Here is a 25,963-nt window from a genome sequence, read left to right on the forward strand (position 1 = left end):
TGTATTTCTGTGCCCTCAACGATTAGTAGGATTAGGATAATAACAAAAAAAGCTCCAAATTGGAGCTTTTTTCATATCAGAATTCGAATAATTATTTACTCAAATACATTTTTCTTCTAGAGTACAATTCGTAGAATTGATCGTCTTTTAAGTCGTCAATAAACAAGATGCTTTCTCCTGTTGATTTCATCTCAGGTCCTAAAGCTTTGTTTACATTAGGGAACTTACTGAAAGAAAAAACCGGTTGTTTGATTGCAAATCCTTTTAATTGAGGATTGAAATCAAAATCAGTTACTTTATTGTGTCCTAACATTACTTTAGTAGCATAGTTTACATAAGGCTCACCGTATGCTTTTGCAATAAATGGAACGGTACGAGAAGCTCTTGGATTAGCTTCGATGATATAAACCGTATCATCTTTAATAGCAAACTGGATGTTGATTAATCCAACTGTTTTCAAAGCTACAGCAATTTTTTGTGTATGATCTTTAATTTGTTGCATTACAAACTCTCCTAAGTTAAAAGGAGGCAATGTAGCATTAGAATCTCCAGAGTGCACTCCACATGGCTCAATGTGTTCCATAATTCCGATGATATATACATTACCATCAGCATCACAAATGGCATCTGCCTCCGCTTCTATCGCACCATCTAAATAGTGATCTAAAAGCAATTTGTTTCCTGGAATCGTTTTTAGCAAGTTAACAACGTGTTCTTCTAATTCCTGTTTGTTAATTACAATTTTCATTCCCTGACCACCCAATACATAAGAAGGACGAATCAATAAAGGAAAATCTAATTTATCTGCCAAAGCCGAAGCCTCATCTGCAGTTTCAGCAATTCCGAATCTCGGGAAAGGAATTTTTAACTCAGTCAATAAATCAGAGAAACGTCCTCTATCTTCAGCTAAATCCAATGCATCAAAGCTAGTTCCGATGATTTTTACTCCGTATTTAGATAATTTTTCAGCTAATTTAAGAGCTGTTTGACCTCCTAACTGAACGATTACACCTTCTGGTTTTTCGTGTTGGATAATATCATAAATATGCTCCCAGAATACTGGTTCAAAGTATAATTTATCAGCAGTATCAAAGTCAGTCGAAACTGTTTCAGGGTTACAGTTAATCATGATAGTTTCGTAACCACATTCTTTAGCAGCCAAAACTCCGTGTACACAAGAGTAATCAAACTCGATTCCTTGTCCAATTCTATTTGGTCCTGAACCTAAAACGATAATTTTCTTTTTTTCTGAAACAGTACTCTCATTATCTACATAACGTGTTCCGTCTGCTTTTTCAATTTCAGCCTCAAAAGTCGAGTAGTAATATGGTGTTTTTGCTTTAAACTCAGCCGCACAGGTATCTACTAATTTAAATACACGGTTGATATCCATTGTCATACGTAAAGCATGAACTTCACTTTCCAGACATCCCACCATGTGAGCAATTTGTCTATCGGCAAAACCTTTTTGTTTAGCCTCTAATAACAATTCTTTTGGTAAAGTAGTAACAGTATATTTAGCAATCTCTTTTTCAAGAGTAAATAATTCTTCGTATTGCTTCAAGAACCACATATCAATTTTTGTGATTTCATGAATTCTGCTCAACGGGATTCCCATTGCAATAGCATCGTAAATTACAAATACACGATCCCAACTTGCATAAGTTAATTTTTCAATTACTTGTTCGTAATTTGTATATCCTTTTCCGTCAGCTCCTAAACCATTTCGTTTAATCTCTAATGATTGAGTGGCTTTGTGTAAAGCTTCCTGGAACGAACGTCCAATACCCATTACCTCACCTACTGATTTCATTTGAAGGCCTAAAGTTCTATCAGATCCTTCAAATTTATCAAAGTTCCAACGAGGTATTTTCACAATTACATAATCCAATGTTGGTTCAAAAAGAGCCGAAGTCGATTTTGTAATTTGGTTTTGCAATTCATCTAAGTTGTATCCTAAAGCCAGTTTTGATGCAATCTTAGCAATTGGGTAACCTGTAGCTTTAGATGCCAATGCAGAAGAACGGGATACACGTGGATTAATTTCAATGGCAACGATATCTTCTTTTTCATCTGGAGAAACCGCAAACTGTACGTTACATCCTCCAGCAAAATTTCCGATACTACGCATCATAAGGATAGCATAATCACGTAATTTTTGGAAAGTAGTATCCGATAATGTCATCGCTGGTGCTACTGTAATCGAATCACCGGTATGAATTCCCATTGGATCCATATTTTCGATAGAACAGATAATTACAACATTATCATTCTTATCTCTTAAAAGTTCTAATTCATATTCTTTCCATCCCATCAAAGCTTTATCAATCAAAACTTCGTGAATTGGTGATGCTTCAAGACCGGCAGTTAATAATCTGTCAAAATCTTCTGGTTTGTAAACTATAGAAGCTCCAGTTCCTCCAAGTGTAAACGATGGACGAATTACAAGTGGAAAACCAAATTCCTGAGCAATTTCTTTTCCTCTTAAATAAGAAGTACAAATTTCAGCAGGAGCTGTAGGTACATTTATTCTTTTAAGAAGATCTTTAAATTGATCTCTATCTTCAGTAATATTAATAGCGTTAATATCAACACCTATCAATCTTACTCCAAAATCACTCCAAATCCCTTTTTCTTCAGCCTCTAAACACAAGTTCAAAGCTGTTTGTCCTCCCATAGTAGGCAATACAGCATCAATTTGTGGATGCTCTTTTAGAATTTCGATAATCGATTTTGTTGTTAAAGGCTTCAAATAAATATGATCCGCCATAGAAGGGTCGGTCATAATTGTAGCAGGGTTCGAATTGATAAGAATAACCTCAATTCCTTCTTCGCGAATAGAACGTGCTGATTGTGATCCTGCGTAATCAAATTCGCAAGCTTGACCAATAACAATAGGACCTGAACCTATAATTAAAACTGATTTTATGGAAGTGTCTTTTGGCATTATATTGTAATTATTGTTTTATGAAGTAATTTTTTTTACTCATCAATTTCAGATTAAAAAATGATGCAACTCATTAAAAATCTTAAGTTTGAGTCTTATTTTACCGACAAGATATAAAAAAAGGCGGTACTAAAAAAAGTAACGCCCTTATCTATGCTTATACAAACATTATTTTTTGTGTCTAGGTTCGCTAGAAACAGTCAATTTATGTCTTCCTTTAGCTCTTCTACGCGCAAGAACTTTTCTTCCATTCGCAGACTCCATTCTGTCCATAAATCCGTGTTTATTTCTTCTTTTTCTTTTCGATGGTTGAAACGTTCTTTTACTCATTGCTTTGTATCTTTAAAATCTTATTTATATGTGTCTTTTGTTTGGTCGAATAATACTTATTCTGAAACCGAGTGCAAATATACAAAGACTTTTTTTTCTGGCAAGAAGTTTTATAAAAATATTTTTAATTCCTTTTACTATCTTTGCAAGCACAAATTATATACCCATCATGTTAAACAAGAATATCAAACTTATTATCGCTGGACTTATCGTAATTACTAGCATTTGGCAATTTGCAGAGAACAATATTGGAAACGGAATCTTCTTATTATTACTGACTGCAATTCCTATTTTTCTTTATTATAGAAACGAATTTATCCTATTAGCCTTTTTAAAACTAAGAAAACAAGATTTTGAAGGCGCTCAAAAATGGCTTTCGTTCATTAAAAATCCAGAATCGGCTTTAATAAGAAAGCAACAAGGATACTTTAATTACCTACACGGAATTATGCTTTCGCAAACAAATATCAATCAATCTGAAAAATATTTCAAGAAAGCTATCGAACTAGGACTATCTATGGATATGGATTTGGCTGTAGCCAAATTAAATTTAGCTGGAATTGCTTTGTCACGCCGAAGAAAATTAGAAGCAACTAATTTGATTAGCGAAGTTAAAAAACTAGACAAACAAAACATGTTAAAAGATCAAATCACAATGATGAAAGATCAAATGAAGAAAATCTAACGATTTTTAAATTTCAATTCCGAAGCTTCGGGATAAAATCCCAAATTCCAATTGTGAATCTGGGATTTTTTTATTGCGATGAATAGCTATCTCAATAGATGGGAGTTGGAAGATGGAAGCTAGGAGTTAGGAGTTAAAATTTGGCGTTTTCATTCAAAATAATATCAGGCAAATGAGTATTAAACCAACGGTATTTGGTAAAAATCATTACATGAGTCCCTCCTGCTACAACAATACATTTTTTTATATGCTTAATTGGAAACATTCTGTCTTTATTTCCGTGAATATGAATCACACGCTCATCAACTACGCAACAATTCCAAGAAACCACTTTTTCTACCGCCCAATTCAAATAACTAATATCCCGCACCGAAAGGAATTTTTCATACAACTGCATCCTATGTGTGAATTTTTCTCCAAATACAAATTGTGCCAACTTACCAAAACTCAATATCAAACGCATTGGAATTAACTTGTACACCAATGTTTTTTTTACTAACTGAATCCGTTTTGGAAGCTCTAAATTTGTTTTTACACTCGAAATGATAATTAGTTTTCTAACAGCAATATGTTTTGCCATTTCCTGCACCACAATTCCTCCAAAAGAAACTCCTATTAAAACCGGATTTTCTTCTTTTATATGAAAAGCGATTCGTTGTGCATAATCCTCCAAAGTTTCGCTTGGTTTCGGAATTTCCCATTCTAAATAATGAACATCAAAAAGAGTATCATCCAGCTTAATCCTTTCAAAAATCAAAGGATTTGCTGCCAATCCAGGCATAAAATAAACAGGAATTCGACTCATATTCTAACTTCAAATTTCATATTGCTAAAAAACTAATTTAAAGTTTTTTAAACAGCCTACCTAATTTTATAATCACGAAAACATCCCCTTCATCATCTACAAACAAAATGAGATGCCAAAATGATTTGATTTTGATTATCAAATACTTACCTTTGCACTTCCAAAATCTATTTCAAAAATCACTATACAAATGGTTCGTTTATAAAATTGAGTATTCGTTAAAAATACTCAACTTAATCTTTTTAGTCTAAATTCAAAAAACAAAAGTTATGGAATCAATTACAACAATAGAAATCAGAGACAACACTTTTGCAAGACAATTTGAAACCACCATACCCGAAGGACTGGTCACCGTTGAATATTCCTTTCAAGAAAGAAAAATATTTTTAACCAAAATAAACACTCCCGAAGAATTTAAAAACGAAATATTCATCGATAATTTGATAAAAAACATCTTAGATAACGCAATAGAACAGCGATTAAGAGTAGTTCCAATCTATCCCAGAATTGTGCAGTTTTTCAAAAAAAATCCTTCATACAAAGAATTACTTCCACCTGGAATCAGATTATAAAACCTAAAAAGAGCATTTGTATGACACAAATGCTCTTTTCTATATCAGGCTATTCTCATTTAAAGTTTTCAGACACAAATTTCCCGAATTTTCACAAATAACATCAATTTTAAAAATTGAATTACACGAATTACAAGAACAGTTCTAAAAATTAGTGCAATTAAGACAGATTGAATTTCGTGTAAATTTGTGAAATCCGTGTTTAACTTTTTCAAAAGCAATCACCATACCTCAATTATTTTATTTCTAAAATCTATTTTTCAATTTCTCTCATATTTTCCATTTTCTTATGCGCTAAGAAACCAGAAATATCTTCAAAATGCTCCACTACTCTTTTATTTCCAAATTCGAAAACCTTAGTTGCTAATCCATCCAAGAAATCACGATCGTGAGAAACCAAGATTAAAGTTCCGTCAAAATCACGCAAAGCATCTTTAATAATGTCTTTGGTTTTCATATCCAGGTGATTCGAAGGCTCATCCAAAATCAATAAATTCACAGGTTCCAGCAACAATTTAATCATTGCCAAACGTGTTTTTTCTCCTCCCGAAAGCACTTTTACTTTCTTAGTAATATCATCTCCCTGAAACATAAATGCTCCTAAAATATTCTTGATTTGAGTACGAATATCTCCAACAGCAATAGCGTCAATGGTTTCAAAAATAGTAGCATTTTCATCCAATAATGACGCCTGATTTTGAGCAAAATACCCAATTTGAGCATTGTGACCAATATCTAAACTTCCGCCATCAATTCCAATTTCTTTCATGATAGCTTTAATCATTGTCGATTTACCCTCACCATTTTTCCCTACAAAAGCTACTTTTTGACCTCTTTCAATAACAATATTAGCATCTTTAAAAACCACATGATCTCCGTAAGATTTTGACAAATCCTTAACCACAACCGGATATTGTCCTGAACGGGCAGCGGGCGGAAATTTCAATTTTAAAGCTGAATTATCTACCTCGTCAACCTGAACAATAACTAACTTTTCTAACATTTTCACACGTGACTGAACCGCATCAGTTTTAGAAAAAGTTCCTTTAAAACGATCAATAAAAGCACGATTATCTGCAATCATTCTTTGTTGTTCATCGTATGCTTTTTGCTGGTGAACCCTACGGTCTTTTCGCAATTCTAAATAATGAGAATATTTTGCTTTATAATCGTAAATTCTTCCCATCGTAACCTCAATAGTACGATTGGTAATATTATCAACAAAAGCCCTATCGTGAGAAATAACCACAACCGCCTTAGCTGAATTAATCAAGAAATCCTCTAACCACTGAATACTTTCAATATCCATGTGGTTTGTAGGCTCATCCAGCAAAATTAAATCGGGTTTGCGTAATAAGATTTTCGCTAATTCGATTCGCATTCTCCATCCTCCGGAAAACTCCGAAGTCTGTCTTGAAAAATCTTCACGAACAAAACCCAATCCAATTAATATTTTCTCAACTTCCGCCTCGTAATTGATTTCTTCAATAGCATAAAATTTCTCACTTAAGTCTGAAACTCTTTCGATCAATTTCATGTACTCATCACTTTCATAATCTGTACGAATAGTCAATTGCTCATTGATTTTGTCAATCTCTGATTTCATAGAAAAATATTCAGAAAAAGCTTTAGACGCTTCTTCCATCACTGTTGCACCATCAGTAGTCAATAAATGCTGCGGCAAATAAGCCACAACTGCATCTTTAGGAGCCGAAACACTTCCTGTTGACGGTTTGCTATTTCCTGCAATAATCTTTAGTAAAGTTGATTTTCCAGCACCATTTTTACCCATAAGGGCAATTTTATCATTTTCATTTATAGCAAAAGAAACGTCGCTAAACAAAGTTGTTCCGCCAAATTGAACGGATATGTCGTTAATTGTAATCATTGTTTGAAGTTAGAAGTTAGAGGCTGGAAGTTAGAAGTTTCTGTCCTCAATAAATTTAAAAGCGCAAAGATAGATTAATTAGAGAATTAGACAATTTAGGAATTAGAACTTTTTTTGAAATCTATAATAAAACAAAACCCGACAGTTTTTTAAAAACTATCGGGTTGCTAAAAAATTATTTAATTTGCAAATTGACTAATTACCTAATTAATCCTTTCTCCATTTTTTAGTTTCCTCAAAAACATGTTCTAAAATAGCCGCTTCTTGTTCATCAAATTCAATATTTCTTCTTCCCATTACTAATTTAGCGGTTTCAAAAGCCTTTTTAGTGGTATAAGTTGCAAAGCCAGCAGCTCCGCCCCATGAAAAACTAGGAACGAAATTGCGAGGAAATCCACTTCCAAAAATATTAGAACTCACCCCAACAACAGTTCCCGTATTAAACATGGTATTGATACCACATTTACTATGATCCCCCATCATTAAACCACAAAACTGTAATCCTGTTTTAGCAAAACCTTCGGTTTCATAGCTCCATAATTTCACTTCGTCATAATTGTTTTTCAGGTTCGAATTATTAGTATCAGCACCAATATTACACCATTCACCTAGAACCGAATTCCCTAAAAACCCATCATGTCCTTTATTCGAATGACCAAATAACACCGAATTATTAACCTCTCCTCCTATTTTAGAATAAGGCCCTACGGTAGTTGCTCCATAAATTTTGGCACTCATTTTTACCACAGCACCTTCACAAAGCGCAAAAGGCCCACGAATAACCGTCCCTTCCATGATTAAAGCATCTTTCCCAATATAAATAGGCCCCGTTGATGCATTTAAAGTCACAAACTCTAATTGAGCTCCTTCTTCAATAAATACATTCTCTGGCGCAATGACATTCACACTTTTAGGAATAGCTTGCGATTTTCTTTCTTCGGTTAAAAACTCAAAATCCTCACGGATTGCTGCATCATTTTTAGAAAAAATATCCCAGGTATTCATAACCGTTAAACATTCCTCACTATATTCGATAATTTCATAACTGTCAAAATCAACCTCTTCCTGGCTATCATTAGTATAAAAAGCAATTACTTCTTCTCCTTTAAAAATAGCTTGATTGGATTCTAAATTCGAAACCATTTCGGCCAAAACTTCATTTGGAAGAAACGAAGCATTAATCATTACATTTTCTTCTAATTCCACCATTGGATATTTATCAGACAAATATTCTTCAGTCAAAGTAGTAATGGTTGAACCTAAATATTTTTCCCATTTTTGACGAATCGTTAAAATTCCAATCAAAACATCCGCCACTGGACGAGTAAAAGTAAATGGCAACAAAGCATTACGAGCTGGTCCGTCAAAAAGTATATAATTCATAAAAGTTGTCTATTTATTAATTGAGTTTTTTCTTAAAACCCGAGCCAAAGTTACAAAGTTTTCAAATAGATAAAAATAAAAAAGCCTCCCAAAAGGAAGGCTTAGTTTATTTAAAAACAAATTAAAATTATTTAATGTGTTTAGCGTATTTAGTTTTGAATTTATCAATACGTCCTGCAGTATCGATAAGTTTAGATTTACCTGTGTAAAAAGGGTGAGAAGTTCTAGAGATCTCCATTTTTACAACTGGGTATTCAACACCGTCAACTGTAATTGTCTCTTTAGTATCAGCAGTAGATTTAGTAATAAAAACGTCGTCATTTGACATGTCTTTAAAAGCAACTAATCTGTAATTTTCTGGGTGTACACCTTTTTTCATCTTGAATCTTTTTTATTTGTTTGGCTATAACTTATTTTGAAGCTTCTCTTTTAACAGAAAAGGTATAAACTAATTATAACTTTTTATTTTAATATTATTTTGAGGATGCAAAAATACAATTATTTTTCAATAAACAAATGTTTATTTCTTTTTTTTATATAAAGCGCTAAAAACAGTTTTTTACTCTCCAATATAGAGGGAATTACTATATTTGTTGCTCAATTGAAAGCAGCAAACAATGATTCACGAAACTATCAAAAAAAACGGAATTACATTTGGAATTATTACTGGTTTAACATCCGTTTTAATCACCACTTTAATCTACTCTATCGATTTAAATTTATTCACCTCACCGTGGATTGGTTTTTCTAATTTAGCCTTGTATTTTATCATTGCAGTTGTGCTATTGGTAAAAACAAAAAAAGAATTCAAAGATACCTTTACATTTAAAGACGCTTTCACTACTTATTTTATTTCTGCCTTAATTGGAATCGCAATCTCAGTTGTTTTTAACATCATATTATTCAATTTTATTGATCCTGCTGCTAAAGATACTATCAAAGAATTGACAATTAAATTTATGGTTTCTGCAATGGAGAAATTCAACGCTCCTGCAGCAACAATCAATAAAGCAATTAAAGACTTAAAAGAAAACGATCAATTCTCAATTATAGGACTCTTAAAAGGTTCTTTGTCTAATATTGTTTTCTGTACCATTTTTGGTTTAATTTTGGCCGCTTTCTTTAAAAGCAAACCCTCATCACAAGAATAAAAATCGATGAATTTATCTATATTAATACCACTTCTTAACGAAGAAGAATCTCTTAAAGAACTTTACACTTGGATTATTAAAGTAATGCAAGAACACCGCTATTCTTATGAAATCATATTTCTGGATGATGGAAGTTCAGATCATTCCTGGTCTATTATCCAAGGCTTTGCTGCCGAAAATACGCATGTAAAAGGAATCCGATTCATGAAAAATTTCGGAAAATCACAGGCTTTACATGCTGGTTTTGCTAAGGCTCAAGGCGATGTTATCATCACCATGGATGCTGATTTGCAAGACAGCCCGGAAGAGATTCCTGGATTGTACGAAATGATTACCCAACAAAATTTCGACTTGGTATCAGGATGGAAGAAGAAGCGTTACGACTCTGTTGTGGCTAAAAACATTCCATCAAAACTATTTAATTGGGCAGCCCGAAAAACTTCAGGTGTAGAATTAAATGATTTTAATTGCGGTTTAAAAGCCTACCGAAATGTGGTGGTGAAAAACATCGAAGTTTCAGGCGAAATGCACCGATACATTCCAGTTTTAGCAAAAAATGCCGGATTTGGAAAAATTGGTGAAAAAGTAGTACAACATCAAGCCAGAAAATACGGTGAAACTAAATTTGGAATGGAACGTTTTATTAACGGTTTCTTAGATTTAATCACTATTTGGTTCTTATCTCGATTTGGAAAAAGACCCATGCATTTATTCGGAGCCATTGGTTCATTCATGTTCATCATCGGTTTTTTACTGGCGGGATACATTGGTGTTTCAAAATTGTACCATATGTACAACAACATGCGTTATAGCTTAGTGACAAATAACCCTTGGTTTTTCATCGCATTAACTACAATGATATTAGGAACACAATTATTTTTAGCGGGTTTTTTAGGCGAAATTATTTTACGCACTAAAAACAATGAAGAACGATACAAAATTTCTAATGAGATTAATTTCTCATAATTAAAACTCATTACCAATACAATACAAATTATTTCTTATATTCCGAATGAAATAGTCGTTGTTAAAAACAACCTATTACAAAAACTAAAAACAACCGAAAATAAAACGAGAACCGTAAAACGCTACAGAAATGGAAATTAAACAAAACATTTTAGATGCAGTTAATGAATGGCAAAGCCCAACATTTGATACCGCAACACAAGAAGCTCTTAACGAACTGATAAAAAATACTCCTAAAGAACTTGAAGAAAGTTTTTATAGAAATCTGGAGTTTGGAACTGGTGGAATGCGTGGCATCATGGGCGTAGGAAACAACCGAATCAACAAATATACTCTTGGAAAAAGCACACAGGGACTTTCTAATTATTTAAAATCTGTTTTTCCAAACCAACCTATAAAGGCGGTTATTGCTTTCGACTGTCGCCATAACAGTAAATCATTAGCAAAAGTTGTTGCTGATGTTTTCTCTGCCAATGGAATCCAAGTATATTTATTTTCAGATTTAAGACCAACTCCTGAATTATCTTTTGCACTTAGACATTTAGGTTGCCAATGCGGAATTGTTTTGACTGCTTCTCACAATCCACCTGAATACAACGGTTACAAAGTATACTGGGAAGATGGCGGACAAATTGTTCCTCCAGAAGATGAAGCGATTATTAATGCTATCGAAAAATTAAATTATAACGAAATCAAATTTGATGCAAATGAAGATTTGATTCAATATATTAATAAAGATGTTGACCAAGCTTTCATAAAATCAACTATTGAAAATGCTAGTTTTGACACTCCTGCTGAAGCAAAAGATAATCTAAACATTGTTTTTACTTCACTTCACGGAACTTCTATTACGGTAGTTCCTGAAACTTTTGCGCAAGCGGGTTACAAAAACGTACATCTAGTGGAAGAACAATCGGTTCCTAATGGTGATTTCCCTACTGTAAAATCTCCAAATCCAGAAGAACCGGAAGCTTTGACTTTGGCATTGGCTTTAGCCGATAAAACAAATGCCGATATCGTTATTGGTACTGACCCTGATTGTGATCGTTTAGGGATTGCTGTTCGAAACAATGAAGGTAAAATGACCTTATTGAACGGAAACCAAACTATGATTTTAATGACTGCCTTTTTACTGGAAAAATGGAAAAAAGCGGGCAAAATCAACGGAAAACAATTTGTGGGTTCAACCATCGTTTCTACTCCTATGATTATGGAATTGGCTTCGGCTTATGATGTTAATTTCAAAGTAGGTTTAACGGGCTTCAAATGGATTGCAAAAATGATTAAGGATTTTCCCGAACTACAATTCATAGGTGGTGGAGAAGAAAGTTTTGGATACATGGTAGGAGATGCGGTTCGTGATAAAGATGCAGTTGCAGCGACCTTATTAATTTGCGAAGTTGCGGCTCAAGCCAAGGCTAACGGAAGTACTGTTTACAAAGAATTACTAAAACTATATGTTGACCACGGATTTTTCAAAGAATATTTAGTTTCATTGACTAAAAAAGGAATGGAAGGCCTACAAGAAATCAACCAAATGATGATTGACTTGAGAGAAAATCCATTGAAAGAAATCAACGGAAAACGTGTGATTATGGTTGAAGACTACCAATCATCAATTGCTAAAAACTTACTTGATGGAGAAGAATCGGTTATGGATATGCCAAAATCAAACGTACTGATTTATTATACTGAAGATGGTTCTAAAATTTGCGCCAGACCAAGTGGAACCGAACCAAAAATCAAATTCTACATCAGCGTAAATACTGAATTGGATGCCGTAGAAAACTTCAACGAAGTAGAAAACATCTTAGACCAAAAAATAAAAAATATTATTGCTGCAATGCAATTGAAATAAATACAATTCGATAATTTTCCAATTAGACCCGATATGTTTTCAATAACTATCGGGTTTTGATGGTAAAAAACAACTTAAATGGACGCAAATTTCAAAAAAATTATTCCTTTCACAAACCCATATCGTTCTCATGTGATTTGGAACGTAATATTCAATATTTTTTACGCACTGTTTAGCACCTTGTCTTTTATTGCATTAATCCCAATGATGAATGTCCTTTTTGGCACCAGTGAAAAAATCAATAAAAAACCTGTTTTAGAGTCTATTTTTGACATAATCAAATTCTCTAAAGAATACTTATATTACAACATCACACTACTAACCGAAAAGAATGGTCCTGAATTTGCCTTACTGTTAGTTATTGCAATAGTAAGTATAACTTTTCTATTAAAAAATCTATTTAATTACTTAGCATCCAACCATTTGATGCATCTTAAAAATGGTGTACTAAAGGATTTAAGAAATTCAATGTATCACAAAATTATTAACTTACCTGTTTCCTACTATTCCGAAAAAAGAAAAGGTGATATTATGGCTAGAATGTTAGGTGATGTAAATGAGGTTCAAAATTCTTTTTTTTCTATCTTAGAATTGATTGTTAAGGAGCCTATGACCATCGTATTCACCCTTGTTGGTATGATTGCAATAAGTTTTAAGTTAACCTTGTTTGTCTTTATTTTCATCCCTCTTTCAGGACTATTAATATCAAAAATTGGTAAATCACTGCGCAGCAAATCCGAAAAAGTTCAATATGAAAACGGCTATCTAATTTCAATTGTAGAAGAATCGTTATCTGGACTAAAAGTGGTTAAAAGTTACAATGCCGAATCAAATTTCAAACAAAAATTTAATGATTCAGTTACCCGAGTTTTAAAATTGTCTAACAGTATAGGAAAAAAAAACAACTTGGCTACGCCTTTAAGTGAGTTCTTAGGGATCATTACTATTTGCATATTGCTTTGGTTTGGTGGAAAAATGGTACTTGTCGACAAATTACCTGATGGAAAAGCATTACTTGATGGAGCTAAATTCCTAGCCTACATGGGTCTTGCGTATAACATCTTAACTCCTGCCAAAGCCATTTCTAAAGCCTCTTATTCGGTAAAAAATGGACTAGCGGCTGCTCAACGTGTTTTTGAAGTTTTAGAAGTAAAAAATGAAATTACAGACAGCGAAAATGCAATTAAAAAATTAACTTTTGAAGACAGTATCGCAATTAAGAATATTAATTTCAGATACGAAGACGAGAATGTTTTAAAAGATTTTTCATTAGAAATACCTAAAGGTAAAACTGTAGCGTTAGTTGGTCAATCAGGAAGTGGAAAAAGCACCATTGCCAATTTATTAACGCGTTTTTACGATGTTCACGAAGGCAGCATTGCTATTGATGGAGTAAACATCAAGGACATGAACTTACAATCTTTACGCGGATTAATGGGATTAGTTACTCAAGACAGCATCTTATTTAATGATACTATAAAAGCAAATATTTCTTTAGGAAAGCCAAATGCAAGCGACGAAGAAATTATTGAAGCTCTGAAAATTGCCAATGCTTACGAATTCGTTCAAGACCTGCCAAATGGAATTTATACCAACATTGGCGATAGCGGAAACAAACTATCAGGAGGACAAAAACAACGTTTGTCTATTGCTCGTGCCGTATTGAAAAATCCTCCAATAATGATTCTGGACGAAGCAACATCAGCTTTGGATACTGAAAGCGAAAAATTTGTACAAGTGGCATTAGAAAACATGATGCAAAACCGAACTTCGATTGTAATTGCACACCGTCTTTCTACCATTCAAAAAGCAGATATCATTATCGTTATGAAAAAAGGAAAAATCGTAGAGCAAGGAACACACGACGAATTAATTGCTTTAGATGGCGCTTACAATAAACTAGTGATGATGCAATCATTCGAATAAATAATTATAATTTAACATCACTTATTTTATACCAAATACAATATAATCCTATTATTGTGGTATAATGCCGTTGTATATTTCATTTGGACCAATTTTTATTGGTCTATTTTGAAATAACAAACGGTATTAGATTCAAAAACGAATAATACCTTTATCTAATATTTTAAGTCTAAAAAATGTATCACAACAATCTAAATATCAAACTTCCGGAAGATACAGAAACTATTGTTTGGAAATATTTAGACTTATCAAAGTTTTTAGATTTATTGCTTTCGCAAAAATTATTCATGTCCCGTTCGGACAAGTTTGAAGATCAATACGAAGGTACGTTTAGCGAGCCTACTTATGAAGAAATCAAGAAATTAGCCATTGACAATCCTGATTTTATCAATTATTATAAAACACATCGGGAAAAAGTGGCCATTAGTAGCTGGCATATTAATGAATACGAATCTTTTGCCATGTGGCAAATTTTCACCCAAAACAGCGAAGGTCTTGCCATTCAATCTACCATTGGAAGATTACAAAAATCCTTGAATCCTGAGAATAATTTTAAACAATATATTGGCGAGGTAAACTATATCGACTACAAGAAAGAATACATTCCTTTTAATGATTTATTCTTCCCTTTTCTATTTAAACGAAAAAGTTTTCAATACGAACGTGAAGTCCGAATTATAACGGACGTTACTGATAGCAAAATAAAACTGAATGATGGCTTAAAAATCAATGTTGATATCAATCAATTGATTGAAAAAATCTACATACATCCTAAATCGGAAAACTGGTATAAAAATCTGGTAATCGAATTGGTAAAACAACTAGGTTTTGATTTTACAATTGAAAAATCCGATTTGGAAAGTGATATTTTGATTTAAGCAAAAAACATTAAATAGGTTCATAATTTTTAACTTCCCAATCTTTAGCTAATAAGTTGATGTAACTGTATTGCACTACATCATTTTTGTCAAATTGTCCGTTTTTATTGGTATCTTCAACGGTTCTAAAATACAAACGATTTTTAGACTCGATTAAATTCCAATCAATCAACTCCTGAAAATCAGCCGAAATTTTAGTAAAATGCTCTCCACTAATTTCACTTAAATACAAGGATTTAATATCACTCGTATCTAATTTTCCATCTTTATTAGTATCCACATCATACATGGTATACACTAAAATTTGCTTATTTGTTTTATCGGCAACCGCTTTTAAATAAGTAACAGTCAAAATCAAAGCTGGCTTATCAGTCAATGATTTTATAGTATCAGAATCGAGTTTTTGGAACTTTAAATTTTGTAAAAAACCTGTAATTTCATCATCACCCAAATTAGAAATGGTAAAACTCAAATCGATTACACTAGAAGAACCATATTTAGCCTTCGCCCCTCTCTCATACACTCTTAAATCGCCTACAGGATGAATTAAGTAATCCGTTCCCTCCATCTGAATAGGTAAATCAGCAATAGAAACCTGAGTCGAATCTACTTTTGTAAGTTGCCTCCCTTTATTAGTAGTATCATAAATTACTTTAGGTTTTTCTACTTCTTTTTTACAACTTACCAAAAGTAAGGTGGCAATATTTATCAAGACTACAGCTACTGTTTTCATATTTATGTGCATTAAAATATTTTCAAATGTAATGATTTTTAAAAATGCTTTTGAATTTTAAACTTAATTTATGATATAATAAAACCGAAGAAAACTCCAGAAATTATGCCTTTGCTACAATTTAGCATTCAATTTCACATTGAATATTCTTGTAGTCATATAATTAGGTATTGCATATTCGTTTTTAGAATAAACATCACGCACCCAAGTATTGGTAATTGCATTTTGATTATTAAACAAATTGAATATTTCTAAGCCGATGGACAATTCTTTAAAATTCCCCAACCAATTCTTTTTAACTTTTTTCGAATTAGCATCAATCAGCACTTTAGAAAAACCAATATCAACCCTGCGATAATCATTCAATCGATTTTGATAAACATAAGGATCCGCATAAGAAGGCGAACCTCCAGGCAAACCAGTATTGTAAACCAAATTCAAATACACTTTCATGCTAGGAATGTTAGGCATATAATCTTGAAACAAAACGCCAAATTTCAGTCTTTGGTCTGTTGGTCGTGCAATATATCCTTTATTATTCGAATTTTCTTCTGTTTTAAGATAACCAAAGCTAAACCATGATTCTGTACCGGGAACAAATTCTCCATTCAATCTAAAATCCAATCCTTGCGCATAAGCTTTTGCATCATTATTTGCCGCATAACGAATTCTAACATTATCAATAGTATAAGTATTGACATCGCTGAGTGATTTATAATACAACTCTGAAACCAATTTAAAAGGGCGTTTCCACATTTGGAAATTATATTCATTCCCAAGAACCACCTGAACCGATTGCTGTGCTTTCACATTGGGCTGAACTGCGCCACTGGCATCTCTGAGCTCTCTATAAAAAGGCGGCTGATAATAATACCCTCCCGAAATTCTAAAAACGATTTCTTTTTCCCAATTAGGCTTTAAAGCCAATTGCGCTCTGGGGCTAAAAACCGTTTGCGAATTAGCCGCAGCATTCGTTCCTGATACTCCCCAATTTTGCATTCTAACACCTGCCGTGTACCAAAGTTGCGCATTTTCTAAATTACTTTTGGCATTCCATTGCACAAAAGCCGAAAATCGATTGATGGTATTAAAATTAGTTGCAAATACACTTTGATACGGAGCTAACGGTCCAGTAAAAGAAGTATAAGGTTCATCTTTTTGAGCAAAATTGATTATTGGTGGATTAATAGAAAATCCCGCCGAATCAATCACTTCCCACTCCACTATTCTATCTCGAATAGATTCCCGGGTATATTTCACTCCAAATTCTAAATTACTTTTTGTCCAATCATAAAAACCTTTCAACTCGGTATTTACAATCAAAGCATCTAAGTCATTTCGAGCATGATTTAACTGAGTTCCAATTCCGCTGGTATAAGAAACATCATTATAGGTTTCTGATCCAATACTCGTATCGTTCTCGCTTAAGCGGTATTGGGATAAAATATCAAAATGTTCTTGTTCCAAAGTATGAAAAACAGAACCAATAAACTTGAATGTAAGCCGATCAGAAGCTTTAAATGTTGTTTTCAAAGCAGCAAAATAAGTATCATACTTATCCTTTTCCTGTCCATCATAAAACACCGTCAAAACCATCGGTTTATCAACAGTTCCAAATCTGGTCTTTCTAGTTAAAGGTTGATAATCATACTTATTCTGCGAAATATTCCCTAAAAAACTCCATTGCCATTTTGCAGATGCCTGGTAATTTACATTGGTTTGCACATCAACAAAAGAAGGAGTATAATTTGTTTCTGTATCTTGACTATTCACTAACAGACTATTATTTCGATAACGAACTCCCGTTACTGCAGTCCATTTTTTATTTTTAGAAATTGCATCGACAGCAAGGCTTCCGCCAAGAAAACTCGCTTCAAAAGCTGCTGCGAATTGAGTAGGATTTCGATACGTAATATCCAAAACCGAAGATAATTTATCGCCATACTTAGCCTGAAATCCTCCTGCCGAAAAATTGACATTTTGAACTAAATCAGTATTGGTAAAACTCAAGCCTTCCTGTTGCCCGGAACGAATTAAAAAAGGACGGTAAACTTCTATTTCGTTAACATAAACTAAGTTCTCATCATAATTCCCACCTCTAACAGAATACTGGGTACTCAATTCATTATTCGAATTGACTCCGGCTAAGGTTTTCAATACATTTTCGATTCCGGCATTGGCTCCTGGAGTTTTTTTGATAACATCAGGTGTAATAGTAGTAATTCCCTGAATTTGACTTTTTTTGTCTTTTGTAATGATGATTTCCCCCATTTGCTCCTCATGTTCATTCATTACCAAATTCAATTCGTAATCCTCCGAATTTTTCAACAATAAAGAAATAGTTGATTTTTTGAATGCCAAATGACTAAAAACAAGGTTGATTTTTTTATTAACAGGAATTTTAATAGCATAGAATCCTTTTGCATTGGATTGCGTTGTATGTCCTAAAAACGAAACATTTACATTACTTAATGGCCGCTTTTGAGCATCGAGCACCGTTCCCTTTACTTTAACTAATTGCGCCAAAGAAGAAAAACTAATCCAAAATAAAACTAAAACAAAACTTAATTTACTCCTATTCAAAGTATCCAATATTATTTTTGACTTCTAAAAAAATGAGTTTCAAATGTAGTTGCATTCCCCACTTGGTCTGTCACAATAACTTTTAAATCATTAGCCCCTTCGGCTACAATTCCATCACTAAAATTATAGGTGATTTTTCTAGTTTTAGCATCATATTCAAATAAAATCCAATTTCCATTCAAATAACCGTTGTATGATTTTATACCTGAACCACTATCTCTAATAGAAAGTTGGATTGTTTTTTCAGCACTCAACCAACGTCCTTCAATAGGTTTTGCAATGGTAATAGTAGGCGAAGTAGTATCCATAGCCAAAGTATATCTACCTAAAGTCCGTACTTTAGTTGTATAAATATTCCCTTTCACTGCTGTTATATTATAACCTAAAGTTCCACTTGCGCTCAAACTCGCTATATAGACATTACTTTTTTGTTCCTCGGTATATTTATCACTTTCTATAGCAATTTCAAAACTGGAGTGTACAGGGACAGTATCATCATGAAGCGTTAAAACATTCGCATTTACCGCAAAATTCATAGCGAAATCATCATAAAAAGTACCCGCCGGAAAACTGGCAGTCATATTATCTTTTGAAAAAATATTATCTTTTTTGGCTTTAACAAAATAGTTAGAGGTTATAATTTCTTTCCCTACAATTGGACTAGAAGCATCAAAAGCAATCGGAATATTGACAATTGTAGTATTTCCTAAAAAATCAGCAATCTCAATTCGATACACTAAATTTAAATTAGGAACAACATTTACAATTCCGTTATCCGCATCCGTTTTAATAATACTAAAATTAAAAGGATTAGTCATAAACAGTTTTTGAACTCTTTGGGACGTTTTTTTATAACGAGCGTAATCAATGAAAGCATTCACATAACGCATTTCGTCGAAAGAATAAGTATCAAATTGGTAACCAAAAACAGCTTTCCCATTCAAATAAGACTCCACTTTATAAACTCCATTTTTACTAAAAGAGACATTATCATAATCATCGGCAGTAATTCCAAAACCAATTTTTCCATTAGCCAAAACCTTATTTGCTAGGTAAGTTCCATCTTTTTGCAAACTAACATTCAGTAACAAAGGGCGCTTGGATTGATTAGCCGTTGTTCCCTCAAACGGATAAACATAAACAGCCGATAACAACGGTTTTTTAGTGTCTTTTAAATTTTTATCAAACCCAAACAACATTGGATTAATAATTTTTTCGGTTTGGGTATCTCTAAATTCAAAATGCAAGTGTGGTCCTTCTGAAGAACCTGTATTTCCTGAAAGTGCAATAATTTCACCTTTTTTAACCATTAATTCATTCGCTTTTGGAAACATTTCAATCTCAAAAGCCTGCTCTTTATAATGCGTTTTTTTGATATACTCTTCAATAGCAGCAGTTGCAGTTTGCAAATGACAATAAACGGTAGTAAATCCGTTTGGATGATTAATATAAATGGCTTTCCCGTTTCCAAAAGGAGAAATTTTAATACGAGAAACATAACCATCGGCAGCGGCATGAACTTCTAAGCCTTCTTTTTGTAAGGTTTTAAAATCAAAACCTGCATGAAAATGATTGGGTCTTAATTCGCCAAAATTCCCTGCCAATTGCATCGGATTGTCTAAAGGAACTTGAAAATAATCTTTTGGATAAGTGGTTTGAGCGATAAGGGCTCTAGAAATCAATAGAAAAAAAAGGAAAAATCTCATGCGTATCATTTTTGCTAAGATAAAAAAACTAATTCGGAATACTTTATAAAAAAAGTTTTTTTGTAACCAATTACAGTACAACATTTTGACTATTTTATAATAAAAAAACCCATAAAATATTGTAATAATAAAAACTAATACTAAATTTGTAATATTAAGTAATGAATAGGATTTATAATGAGTGTAATTGCAGAAATAATTGATACTCTTGAAAATAAAGTTGGAAAGCTTATTCTAAAACTAAAAAATTTAGAAAAAAACAATCAAGATTTAACTATCGAATTAAAGAAATCTGCCCAAATCATACAGAACCAATCTCAAGAGATTGAAGCTTTAAAAGCGCAGTATGAGACACTTAAGATTGCCAATTCATTATTAGGCAGTGACGAAAACAAAAGAGATACAAAGCTTAAAATAAATTCATTAATTCGTGAAATTGATTACTGTATAGCACAGTTATCAGATTAGTATAAACAATGGACGAAAAGCTTAAAATTAAAATATCAATTGCTGACCGAGTATATCCCCTAACTGTGGATCCTACTCAGGAAGAAGGACTTAGAAGTGCTTCTAAAAAAATTGATAGTATGATAAAGCAATTTGAAGAGAATTATGCTGTTCGCGATAAACAAGACGTTTTAGCCATGTGTGCCTTGCAATTTGCATCGCAAGTAGAGCAAAAACAGATTGATAATGCTATCAACGGAGACGAAACCATCGATAGGATTCAAAAAATTAATGCTATTTTAGACGAAAATCTCTAAAAAAACGTTCTTTTAAACAACTAAGATACTGCCTACATTAGTTCATATTTGGTAAACTCAACACTAACAATTTAGAATGAGCAAATCATCGTTACTATAGCAAGCCAATTCAGTTTGGAAGCTTGAACAACGAGTTAGCTCAAAACTTGTCTTTTCGAGTTTATACAAACAACTTAATGTAGGCTTTTTTTATATATAAATTTTAAAACAAACATGGACATATTAACGATTATTATTTCGGGAATCATAGGTATTGCAGCCGGATTTGGCATTGCTAAAATCATAGAAAAAAGCAATATCTCTAATCTTATCAAAAACGCAAAAAAAGAAGCTGCTTCTATCTTAAAAGACGCTAATCTTGAAGCTGAAAACATAAAAAAAGATAAAATTCTTCAAGCAAAAGAGAAATTTATTGAACTAAAATCAGAGCACGAACAAGTGATTTTGGCTCGTGATAAAAAAGTAGCTGAAGTAGAAAAAAGAACAAGAGACAAAGAATCTCAAATTTCTAATGAATTATCTAAAGCTAAAAAAGTCAACGATGATTTCGAGAAAAAAACGGCTGAATTTGAAGCAAAAATCGAAGTTTTAGATAAAAAACAAGCTGAAGTAGACAAACTACACAAAAGCCAATTACAACAATTAGAGCTTATCTCTGGTCTATCTGCTGAAGAAGCTAAAGAACAATTAGTAGAAGGTTTAAAAGCCGAAGCTAAAACTAAAGCGATGTCTCATATTCAGGATACTATTGAAGAGGCTAAATTAACAGCACAACAAGAAGCTAAAAAAATCATTATTAATACGATTCAACGTGTTGGAACAGAAGAGGCAGTAGAAAACTGCGTTTCTGTATTCAATATTGAATCTGATGATGTTAAAGGTAGAATCATTGGTCGTGAAGGTAGAAACATTAGAGCTTTAGAAGCTGCTACAGGAGTAGAGATTATTGTTGATGATACTCCGGAAGCGATTATCCTTTCTTGTTTTGATCCAGTTAGAAGAGAAATTGCTCGTCTAGCTCTACACAAATTAGTAACTGACGGACGTATACACCCGGCACGTATTGAAGAAGTTGTTGCTAAAACAGCCAAACAAATTGATGACGAAATTATAGAAGTTGGAAAACGTACGGTTATCGACTTAGGAATTCACGGTTTACATCCAGAATTAATAAAAGTAGTAGGACGCATGAAATACCGTTCTTCTTACGGACAAAACTTACTACAACACTCTCGTGAAGTTTCTAAACTTTGTGGATTGATGGCTGCTGAATTAGGACTAAACGTTAAGCTAGCTAAAAGAGCTGGTTTATTACACGATATTGGAAAAGTGCCCGATACTGAAAGTGACTTACCTCACGCCTTATTAGGTATGCAATGGGCTGAGAAATATGGTGAAAAAGAAGAAGTTTGCAACGCTATTGGTGCTCACCACGATGAGATTGAAATGAAATCTTTATTATCTCCAATCATCCAAGTTTGTGATGCTATTTCCGGAGCAAGACCTGGAGCAAGAAGACAAGTATTAGATTCTTACATCCAACGTTTAAAAGATCTGGAAGAAGTAGCTTACGGATTCAACGGAGTTAAAAATGCTTATGCAATTCAAGCTGGTAGAGAACTACGTGTAATTGTAGAAAGCGAAAAAGTTTCTGATGAAAATGCAGCGACTTTATCTTTCGAAATTTCACAAAAAATACAAACTGAAATGACTTACCCTGGTCAGGTTAAAGTAACTGTAATTAGAGAAACCAGAGCAGTAAATATTGCTAAATAAATCCTCACCCCAGCCCTCTCCAAAGGAGAGGGAGGCGGAATAAAAAATCAATATTAAAAAATCCAAATTCCAAAAGTTATAATTGGAATTTGGATTTTTTTATTTAAGCTGTAAAGAGATTGGTATTTGGAATTCACTACATATTCTTTCGAGGATGACAAGTCTCAAGTACTTCGGTCAAAAACTTTCTGTCTAAATGCAAATAAATTTCGGTAGTTGTTATCGATTCATGACCTAGCATTAACTGAATCGAACGCAAATCGGCGCCATTTTCTAAAAGATGCGTTGCAAAAGAATGCCTAAAAGTATGGGGACTTATCTTCTTGTTTAAATTAATTTTAGAAGCCAAATTATTTATGATTGTAAAAACCATAGCTCTTGTCAATTGCCCACCTCTTCTATTTAAAAACAAAGTATCAGTAAATTCTTTCTTCACAGCAACGGTTGTTCTTACATTGTCTTTATAAAGAAGAATATACTTTTTTGTCGAATTAGCAATTGGCACAAAGCGATCCTTATTTCCTTTTCCAGTAATTTTAATAAAACCTTCATCAAAAAACAAATCGGATATTTTAAGCGAAACTAATTCTGATACCCGAAGACCGCAACCATATAATGTTTCTAGCATGGCTTTGTTTCGCTCACCTTCATTAGAACTTAAATCAATCGCAGAAATCAGGCTATCTATTTCTTCAACTGCTAAGGTATCTGGTAATTTCCTGCCCGTTTTTGGAGATTCAATCAACTCCATCGGGTTATCAACCCGATAATCTTCAAAAATCAAATAACTAAAAAAACTCTTTAATCCTGAAATAATTCGCGCCTGAGAGCGAGCATTTACCTGACTGGAAATAGCATATATAAACTGCTGAATGCTTTCCTCTCCAATCTTCAAAGGAGAAACCACTATCTTATTTTCAGAAAGAAACAAACACAAACGTTCAATATCAAAAGAATAATTAGCAACAGTATTCTTTGACAAACCGCGTTCTATTTTAAGATAGGATTGATAACTTTTTATATAGGAATTCCAGTTCATATTACAAATAAACGACTTTTATAAACATAAAAAAACCTCTTCTTTTCAGAAGAGGTTCTCGTTAAAAATATTTCTTTTTTTCTACAATTTAAAGTTCACTCCTAAATTAACAGATGACACATTTAAACCATTTACAGAAACTCCTTTATAGGAAACATAAACACCTGCTTTTTCCATTTGGTAGCCAAATTTTGGTTGGTATAAAAACCCTCCATCATTACCATCATTAACCCCAATACCATAACCTAAATCAGCTCCAATAAACCAATTATCAGTCAAGGTAAATTGTGCTGTAGCAGCTACAGGAATAAAACTAACATCACCCCATCCTTTTTTACCAAGATAAGTAGTATAACCAGTAGTTATACCTGCATCTAAACCTTCGGCTACACTCCAGGTATAAGCCACATCAACTCCTAAGTTCACAGAACTAGCATCTTTCATATCACCCGTAGGTAAACCTACATGAGCTCCTAGTTTAAAAGATCCACTTTGGGCATTTGCAAATCCAAAAGCAAATAGCACCATTGTTGTTAAAATGATTTTTTTCATGGTTTACATTATTAAATTAATAATTTATTCAATTAAAATTATCAAATCATTAAAAACAAAAACTTAGTCTTACTAAAAACTTATCAACAATACTATTAACAACAATTTAACAGGAATAGATACAGCAAAAAAAACATATAATTATAATTAGTTAATTTACAACAATTTAAACCTATCCTATCAGCAAATCTGGTAATTTTAAAATGACTTATAGAGCTCGCATCTTTGAAAGATATTAGTTATAAATAAAAAATTAGATTCTATATTCATAATCAATTTTTATTAGAAAACACAATAAATAGTTTCTTTAACTGTTTTATATTTACAGTCTCAAATCTTAACTAAAAAATTTATTTATGAAAAAGTCAATCTTAGTTACTATTATGCTCTTAAGCATAACTTCACTATTACAAGCTCAGTCCATTCGTTTTGGTATTAAAGGTGGTATTAATTATGCTAATCAAAACGGAACAAGTATTACGGTAAATTCTAAAAACTTCAACACAACAGAAGCTATTACAAGTTATCATGCCGGTTTAGTATCTGAAATTAAATTATTTGACCGTTTCGCCATTCAACCAGAGCTTTTGTACTCTACTCAAGGGGCTACTTATAAAAATGTAGCTGAAGAGTTTAAAAACGAATTGGGTTACCTATCCATTCCTGTATTAGCTAAAATCTATTTAAGCAAAAGCTTGAGCTTAGAAGTGGGGCCACAAGCGTCTTTCTTATTAAGTGAAAGAAATGATTTTGATTATAAAAATTCTGAAACCTTTGAATTTGCTGCAGTGGGAGGTTTAGGCTTAAACATTACCAAAAATCTATTCATTCAAGCTCGTTACGGTCTTGGATTAACTGAAGCTTCTAAAGATGCCGACATTAAAAACTCAACTTTTCAAGTATCTGCTGGAATTATGTTCTAAAAAAAACTAATAAAATATAATAAAAACCGTCTCGTTATTTTTTTAACGAGACGGTTTTTTTATTTTTACAAAAAGATAAAAAATGAAAATTAGCATTATAAATGGCCCTAACCTGAACTTATTAGGAAAACGCGAACCTGAAATTTATGGAAGCCTAACCTTCGAAGAATATTTTGAAGAGCTACAAAAAAAATTCCCTGCAATCGAATTCAACTACTATCAAAGTAATATTGAAGGAGAATTAATCAACAAAATACAAGAGTTTGGTTTTTCTTACGATGGAATTATCCTGAATGCTGGCGCATACACACACACCTCTATAGGTATTGGCGATGCGGTTAAAGGAATCACAACTCCAGTTGTTGAAGTACATATTTCGAATACATTTTCGAGAGAAAGTTTCAGACATCAATCTTATATTTCAGGAAATGCTAAAGGAGTCGTTTTAGGTTTTGGCTTAAAAAGCTACGATTTAGCCATACAATCTTTTCTATAAAC

At 32.9% G+C, this 25,963-nt stretch carries 23 protein-coding genes; 12 read left to right on the top strand and 11 right to left on the bottom strand.

Features of this window, described 5'->3' with window-relative positions:
• Positions 1-91: 91 nt before the first annotated feature.
• Positions 92-2,947, bottom strand: coding sequence for a carbamoyl-phosphate synthase large subunit (gene carB / locus GTZ96_RS10385; protein ID WP_161643798.1), 2,856 nt, complete (start codon positions 2,945-2,947; stop codon positions 92-94).
• A 168-nt stretch (positions 2,948-3,115) separates the two neighbouring features.
• Complete coding sequence (rpmH, locus tag GTZ96_RS10390; RefSeq protein ID WP_007804536.1) at positions 3,116-3,277, bottom strand: 50S ribosomal protein L34; 162 nt, start codon at positions 3,275-3,277, stop codon at positions 3,116-3,118.
• 169 nt (positions 3,278-3,446) lie between these two features.
• Here rpmH and GTZ96_RS10395 point away from each other — a divergent pair, with 169 nt between their 5' ends.
• Positions 3,447-3,962 (top strand): DUF2892 domain-containing protein, encoded by a 516-nt coding sequence (locus GTZ96_RS10395; protein ID WP_161643800.1) that lies wholly within the window; start codon positions 3,447-3,449, stop codon positions 3,960-3,962.
• A gap of 133 nt (positions 3,963-4,095) precedes the next feature.
• Here the strand turns inward: GTZ96_RS10395 and GTZ96_RS10400 are convergent, their stop codons facing one another.
• Positions 4,096-4,767 carry an alpha/beta hydrolase family protein gene (locus GTZ96_RS10400; RefSeq protein ID WP_161643802.1) on the bottom strand — a complete coding sequence of 224 codons (672 nt, stop codon included), beginning with the start codon at positions 4,765-4,767 and terminating at the stop codon, positions 4,096-4,098.
• Between the two features lie 269 nt (positions 4,768-5,036).
• On the opposite strand from GTZ96_RS10400, the gene GTZ96_RS10405 reads away from it, so the two are divergent.
• Positions 5,037-5,339 carry a GNAT family N-acetyltransferase gene (locus tag GTZ96_RS10405; RefSeq protein ID WP_181033174.1) on the top strand — a complete coding sequence of 101 codons (303 nt, stop codon included), beginning with the start codon at positions 5,037-5,039 and terminating at the stop codon, positions 5,337-5,339.
• Positions 5,340-5,592: 253 nt separating this feature from the next.
• Here the strand turns inward: GTZ96_RS10405 and GTZ96_RS10410 are convergent, their stop codons facing one another.
• The 3 genes from GTZ96_RS10410 to GTZ96_RS10420 all read right to left on the bottom strand — a co-directional run bounded on the left by GTZ96_RS10410 (position 5,593) and on the right by GTZ96_RS10420 (position 8,989).
• Positions 5,593-7,227 (bottom strand): ABC-F family ATP-binding cassette domain-containing protein, encoded by a 1,635-nt coding sequence (locus GTZ96_RS10410; protein WP_161643803.1) that lies wholly within the window; start codon positions 7,225-7,227, stop codon positions 5,593-5,595.
• A 207-nt stretch (positions 7,228-7,434) separates the two neighbouring features.
• The gene (locus tag GTZ96_RS10415) at positions 7,435-8,610 is read right to left on the bottom strand and encodes a GlmU family protein (RefSeq protein WP_161643805.1); all 1,176 of its coding nucleotides are present in this window, start codon (positions 8,608-8,610) and stop codon (positions 7,435-7,437) included.
• 127 nt (positions 8,611-8,737) lie between these two features.
• Positions 8,738-8,989: a type B 50S ribosomal protein L31 gene (locus GTZ96_RS10420; protein ID WP_035662670.1), complete on the bottom strand. Its 252-nt coding sequence runs from the start codon at positions 8,987-8,989 to the stop codon at positions 8,738-8,740.
• A gap of 238 nt (positions 8,990-9,227) precedes the next feature.
• Between GTZ96_RS10420 and GTZ96_RS10425 the strand changes: the two genes are divergently transcribed.
• The 5 genes from GTZ96_RS10425 to GTZ96_RS10445 all read left to right on the top strand — a co-directional run bounded on the left by GTZ96_RS10425 (position 9,228) and on the right by GTZ96_RS10445 (position 15,389).
• Entirely contained in the window at positions 9,228-9,761 is a 534-nt protein-coding gene (locus GTZ96_RS10425) for a DUF4199 domain-containing protein (protein WP_181033175.1), read from the top strand.
• Positions 9,762-9,767: 6 nt separating this feature from the next.
• A complete protein-coding gene (locus tag GTZ96_RS10430; RefSeq protein WP_161643807.1) occupies positions 9,768-10,727 on the top strand; it encodes a glycosyltransferase family 2 protein in 960 nt (319 codons plus the stop codon).
• Positions 10,728-10,857: 130 nt separating this feature from the next.
• Positions 10,858-12,585 (top strand): phospho-sugar mutase, encoded by a 1,728-nt coding sequence (locus GTZ96_RS10435; RefSeq protein ID WP_161643809.1) that lies wholly within the window; start codon positions 10,858-10,860, stop codon positions 12,583-12,585.
• 78 nt (positions 12,586-12,663) lie between these two features.
• Positions 12,664-14,511 carry an ABC transporter ATP-binding protein gene (locus GTZ96_RS10440; protein ID WP_161643811.1) on the top strand — a complete coding sequence of 616 codons (1,848 nt, stop codon included), beginning with the start codon at positions 12,664-12,666 and terminating at the stop codon, positions 14,509-14,511.
• A 176-nt stretch (positions 14,512-14,687) separates the two neighbouring features.
• The gene (locus tag GTZ96_RS10445; protein ID WP_161643813.1) at positions 14,688-15,389 is read left to right on the top strand and encodes a DUF2971 domain-containing protein; all 702 of its coding nucleotides are present in this window, start codon (positions 14,688-14,690) and stop codon (positions 15,387-15,389) included.
• A gap of 10 nt (positions 15,390-15,399) precedes the next feature.
• Here GTZ96_RS10445 and GTZ96_RS10450 read toward each other — a convergent pair whose 3' ends face one another.
• The 3 genes from GTZ96_RS10450 to GTZ96_RS10460 form a co-directional block, all read right to left on the bottom strand.
• The gene (locus GTZ96_RS10450; RefSeq protein WP_161643815.1) at positions 15,400-16,122 is read right to left on the bottom strand and encodes a CREC-EF hand family protein; all 723 of its coding nucleotides are present in this window, start codon (positions 16,120-16,122) and stop codon (positions 15,400-15,402) included.
• Between the two features lie 114 nt (positions 16,123-16,236).
• Positions 16,237-18,705, bottom strand: a complete 2,469-nt coding sequence (locus tag GTZ96_RS10455; protein ID WP_161643866.1) for a TonB-dependent receptor — start codon at positions 18,703-18,705, stop codon at positions 16,237-16,239.
• A gap of 11 nt (positions 18,706-18,716) precedes the next feature.
• Complete coding sequence (locus tag GTZ96_RS10460; protein WP_161643817.1) at positions 18,717-20,411, bottom strand: M23 family metallopeptidase; 1,695 nt, start codon at positions 20,409-20,411, stop codon at positions 18,717-18,719.
• Between the two features lie 177 nt (positions 20,412-20,588).
• Between GTZ96_RS10460 and GTZ96_RS10465 the strand changes: the two genes are divergently transcribed.
• The 3 genes from GTZ96_RS10465 to rny all read left to right on the top strand — a co-directional run bounded on the left by GTZ96_RS10465 (position 20,589) and on the right by rny (position 22,951).
• Entirely contained in the window at positions 20,589-20,879 is a 291-nt protein-coding gene (locus tag GTZ96_RS10465; RefSeq protein ID WP_128194106.1) for a hypothetical protein, read from the top strand.
• An 8-nt stretch (positions 20,880-20,887) separates the two neighbouring features.
• Positions 20,888-21,175: a cell division protein ZapA gene (locus GTZ96_RS10470; RefSeq protein WP_161643819.1), complete on the top strand. Its 288-nt coding sequence runs from the start codon at positions 20,888-20,890 to the stop codon at positions 21,173-21,175.
• A 213-nt stretch (positions 21,176-21,388) separates the two neighbouring features.
• Positions 21,389-22,951 carry a ribonuclease Y gene (gene rny, locus GTZ96_RS10480; protein ID WP_161643821.1) on the top strand — a complete coding sequence of 521 codons (1,563 nt, stop codon included), beginning with the start codon at positions 21,389-21,391 and terminating at the stop codon, positions 22,949-22,951.
• Between the two features lie 136 nt (positions 22,952-23,087).
• On the opposite strand, the gene xerD is transcribed toward rny, so the two are convergent.
• Positions 23,088-23,990: a site-specific tyrosine recombinase XerD gene (gene xerD / locus GTZ96_RS10485; RefSeq protein ID WP_161643824.1), complete on the bottom strand. Its 903-nt coding sequence runs from the start codon at positions 23,988-23,990 to the stop codon at positions 23,088-23,090.
• Between the two features lie 81 nt (positions 23,991-24,071).
• On the bottom strand, positions 24,072-24,542 hold the full coding sequence (locus tag GTZ96_RS10490; RefSeq protein ID WP_161643826.1) for a hypothetical protein: 471 nt from the start codon (positions 24,540-24,542) through the stop codon (positions 24,072-24,074).
• A gap of 356 nt (positions 24,543-24,898) precedes the next feature.
• Between GTZ96_RS10490 and GTZ96_RS10495 the strand changes: the two genes are divergently transcribed.
• Positions 24,899-25,465 (top strand): porin family protein, encoded by a 567-nt coding sequence (locus GTZ96_RS10495; RefSeq protein ID WP_161643828.1) that lies wholly within the window; start codon positions 24,899-24,901, stop codon positions 25,463-25,465.
• An 82-nt stretch (positions 25,466-25,547) separates the two neighbouring features.
• Positions 25,548-25,961 carry a type II 3-dehydroquinate dehydratase gene (locus GTZ96_RS10500; protein ID WP_161643830.1) on the top strand — a complete coding sequence of 138 codons (414 nt, stop codon included), beginning with the start codon at positions 25,548-25,550 and terminating at the stop codon, positions 25,959-25,961.
• Positions 25,962-25,963: the final 2 nt, after the last annotated feature.

Source organism: Flavobacterium undicola (assembly GCF_009909155.2).
In the GTDB taxonomy this organism is placed as follows: Bacteria; Bacteroidota; Bacteroidia; order Flavobacteriales; family Flavobacteriaceae; genus Flavobacterium; species Flavobacterium undicola.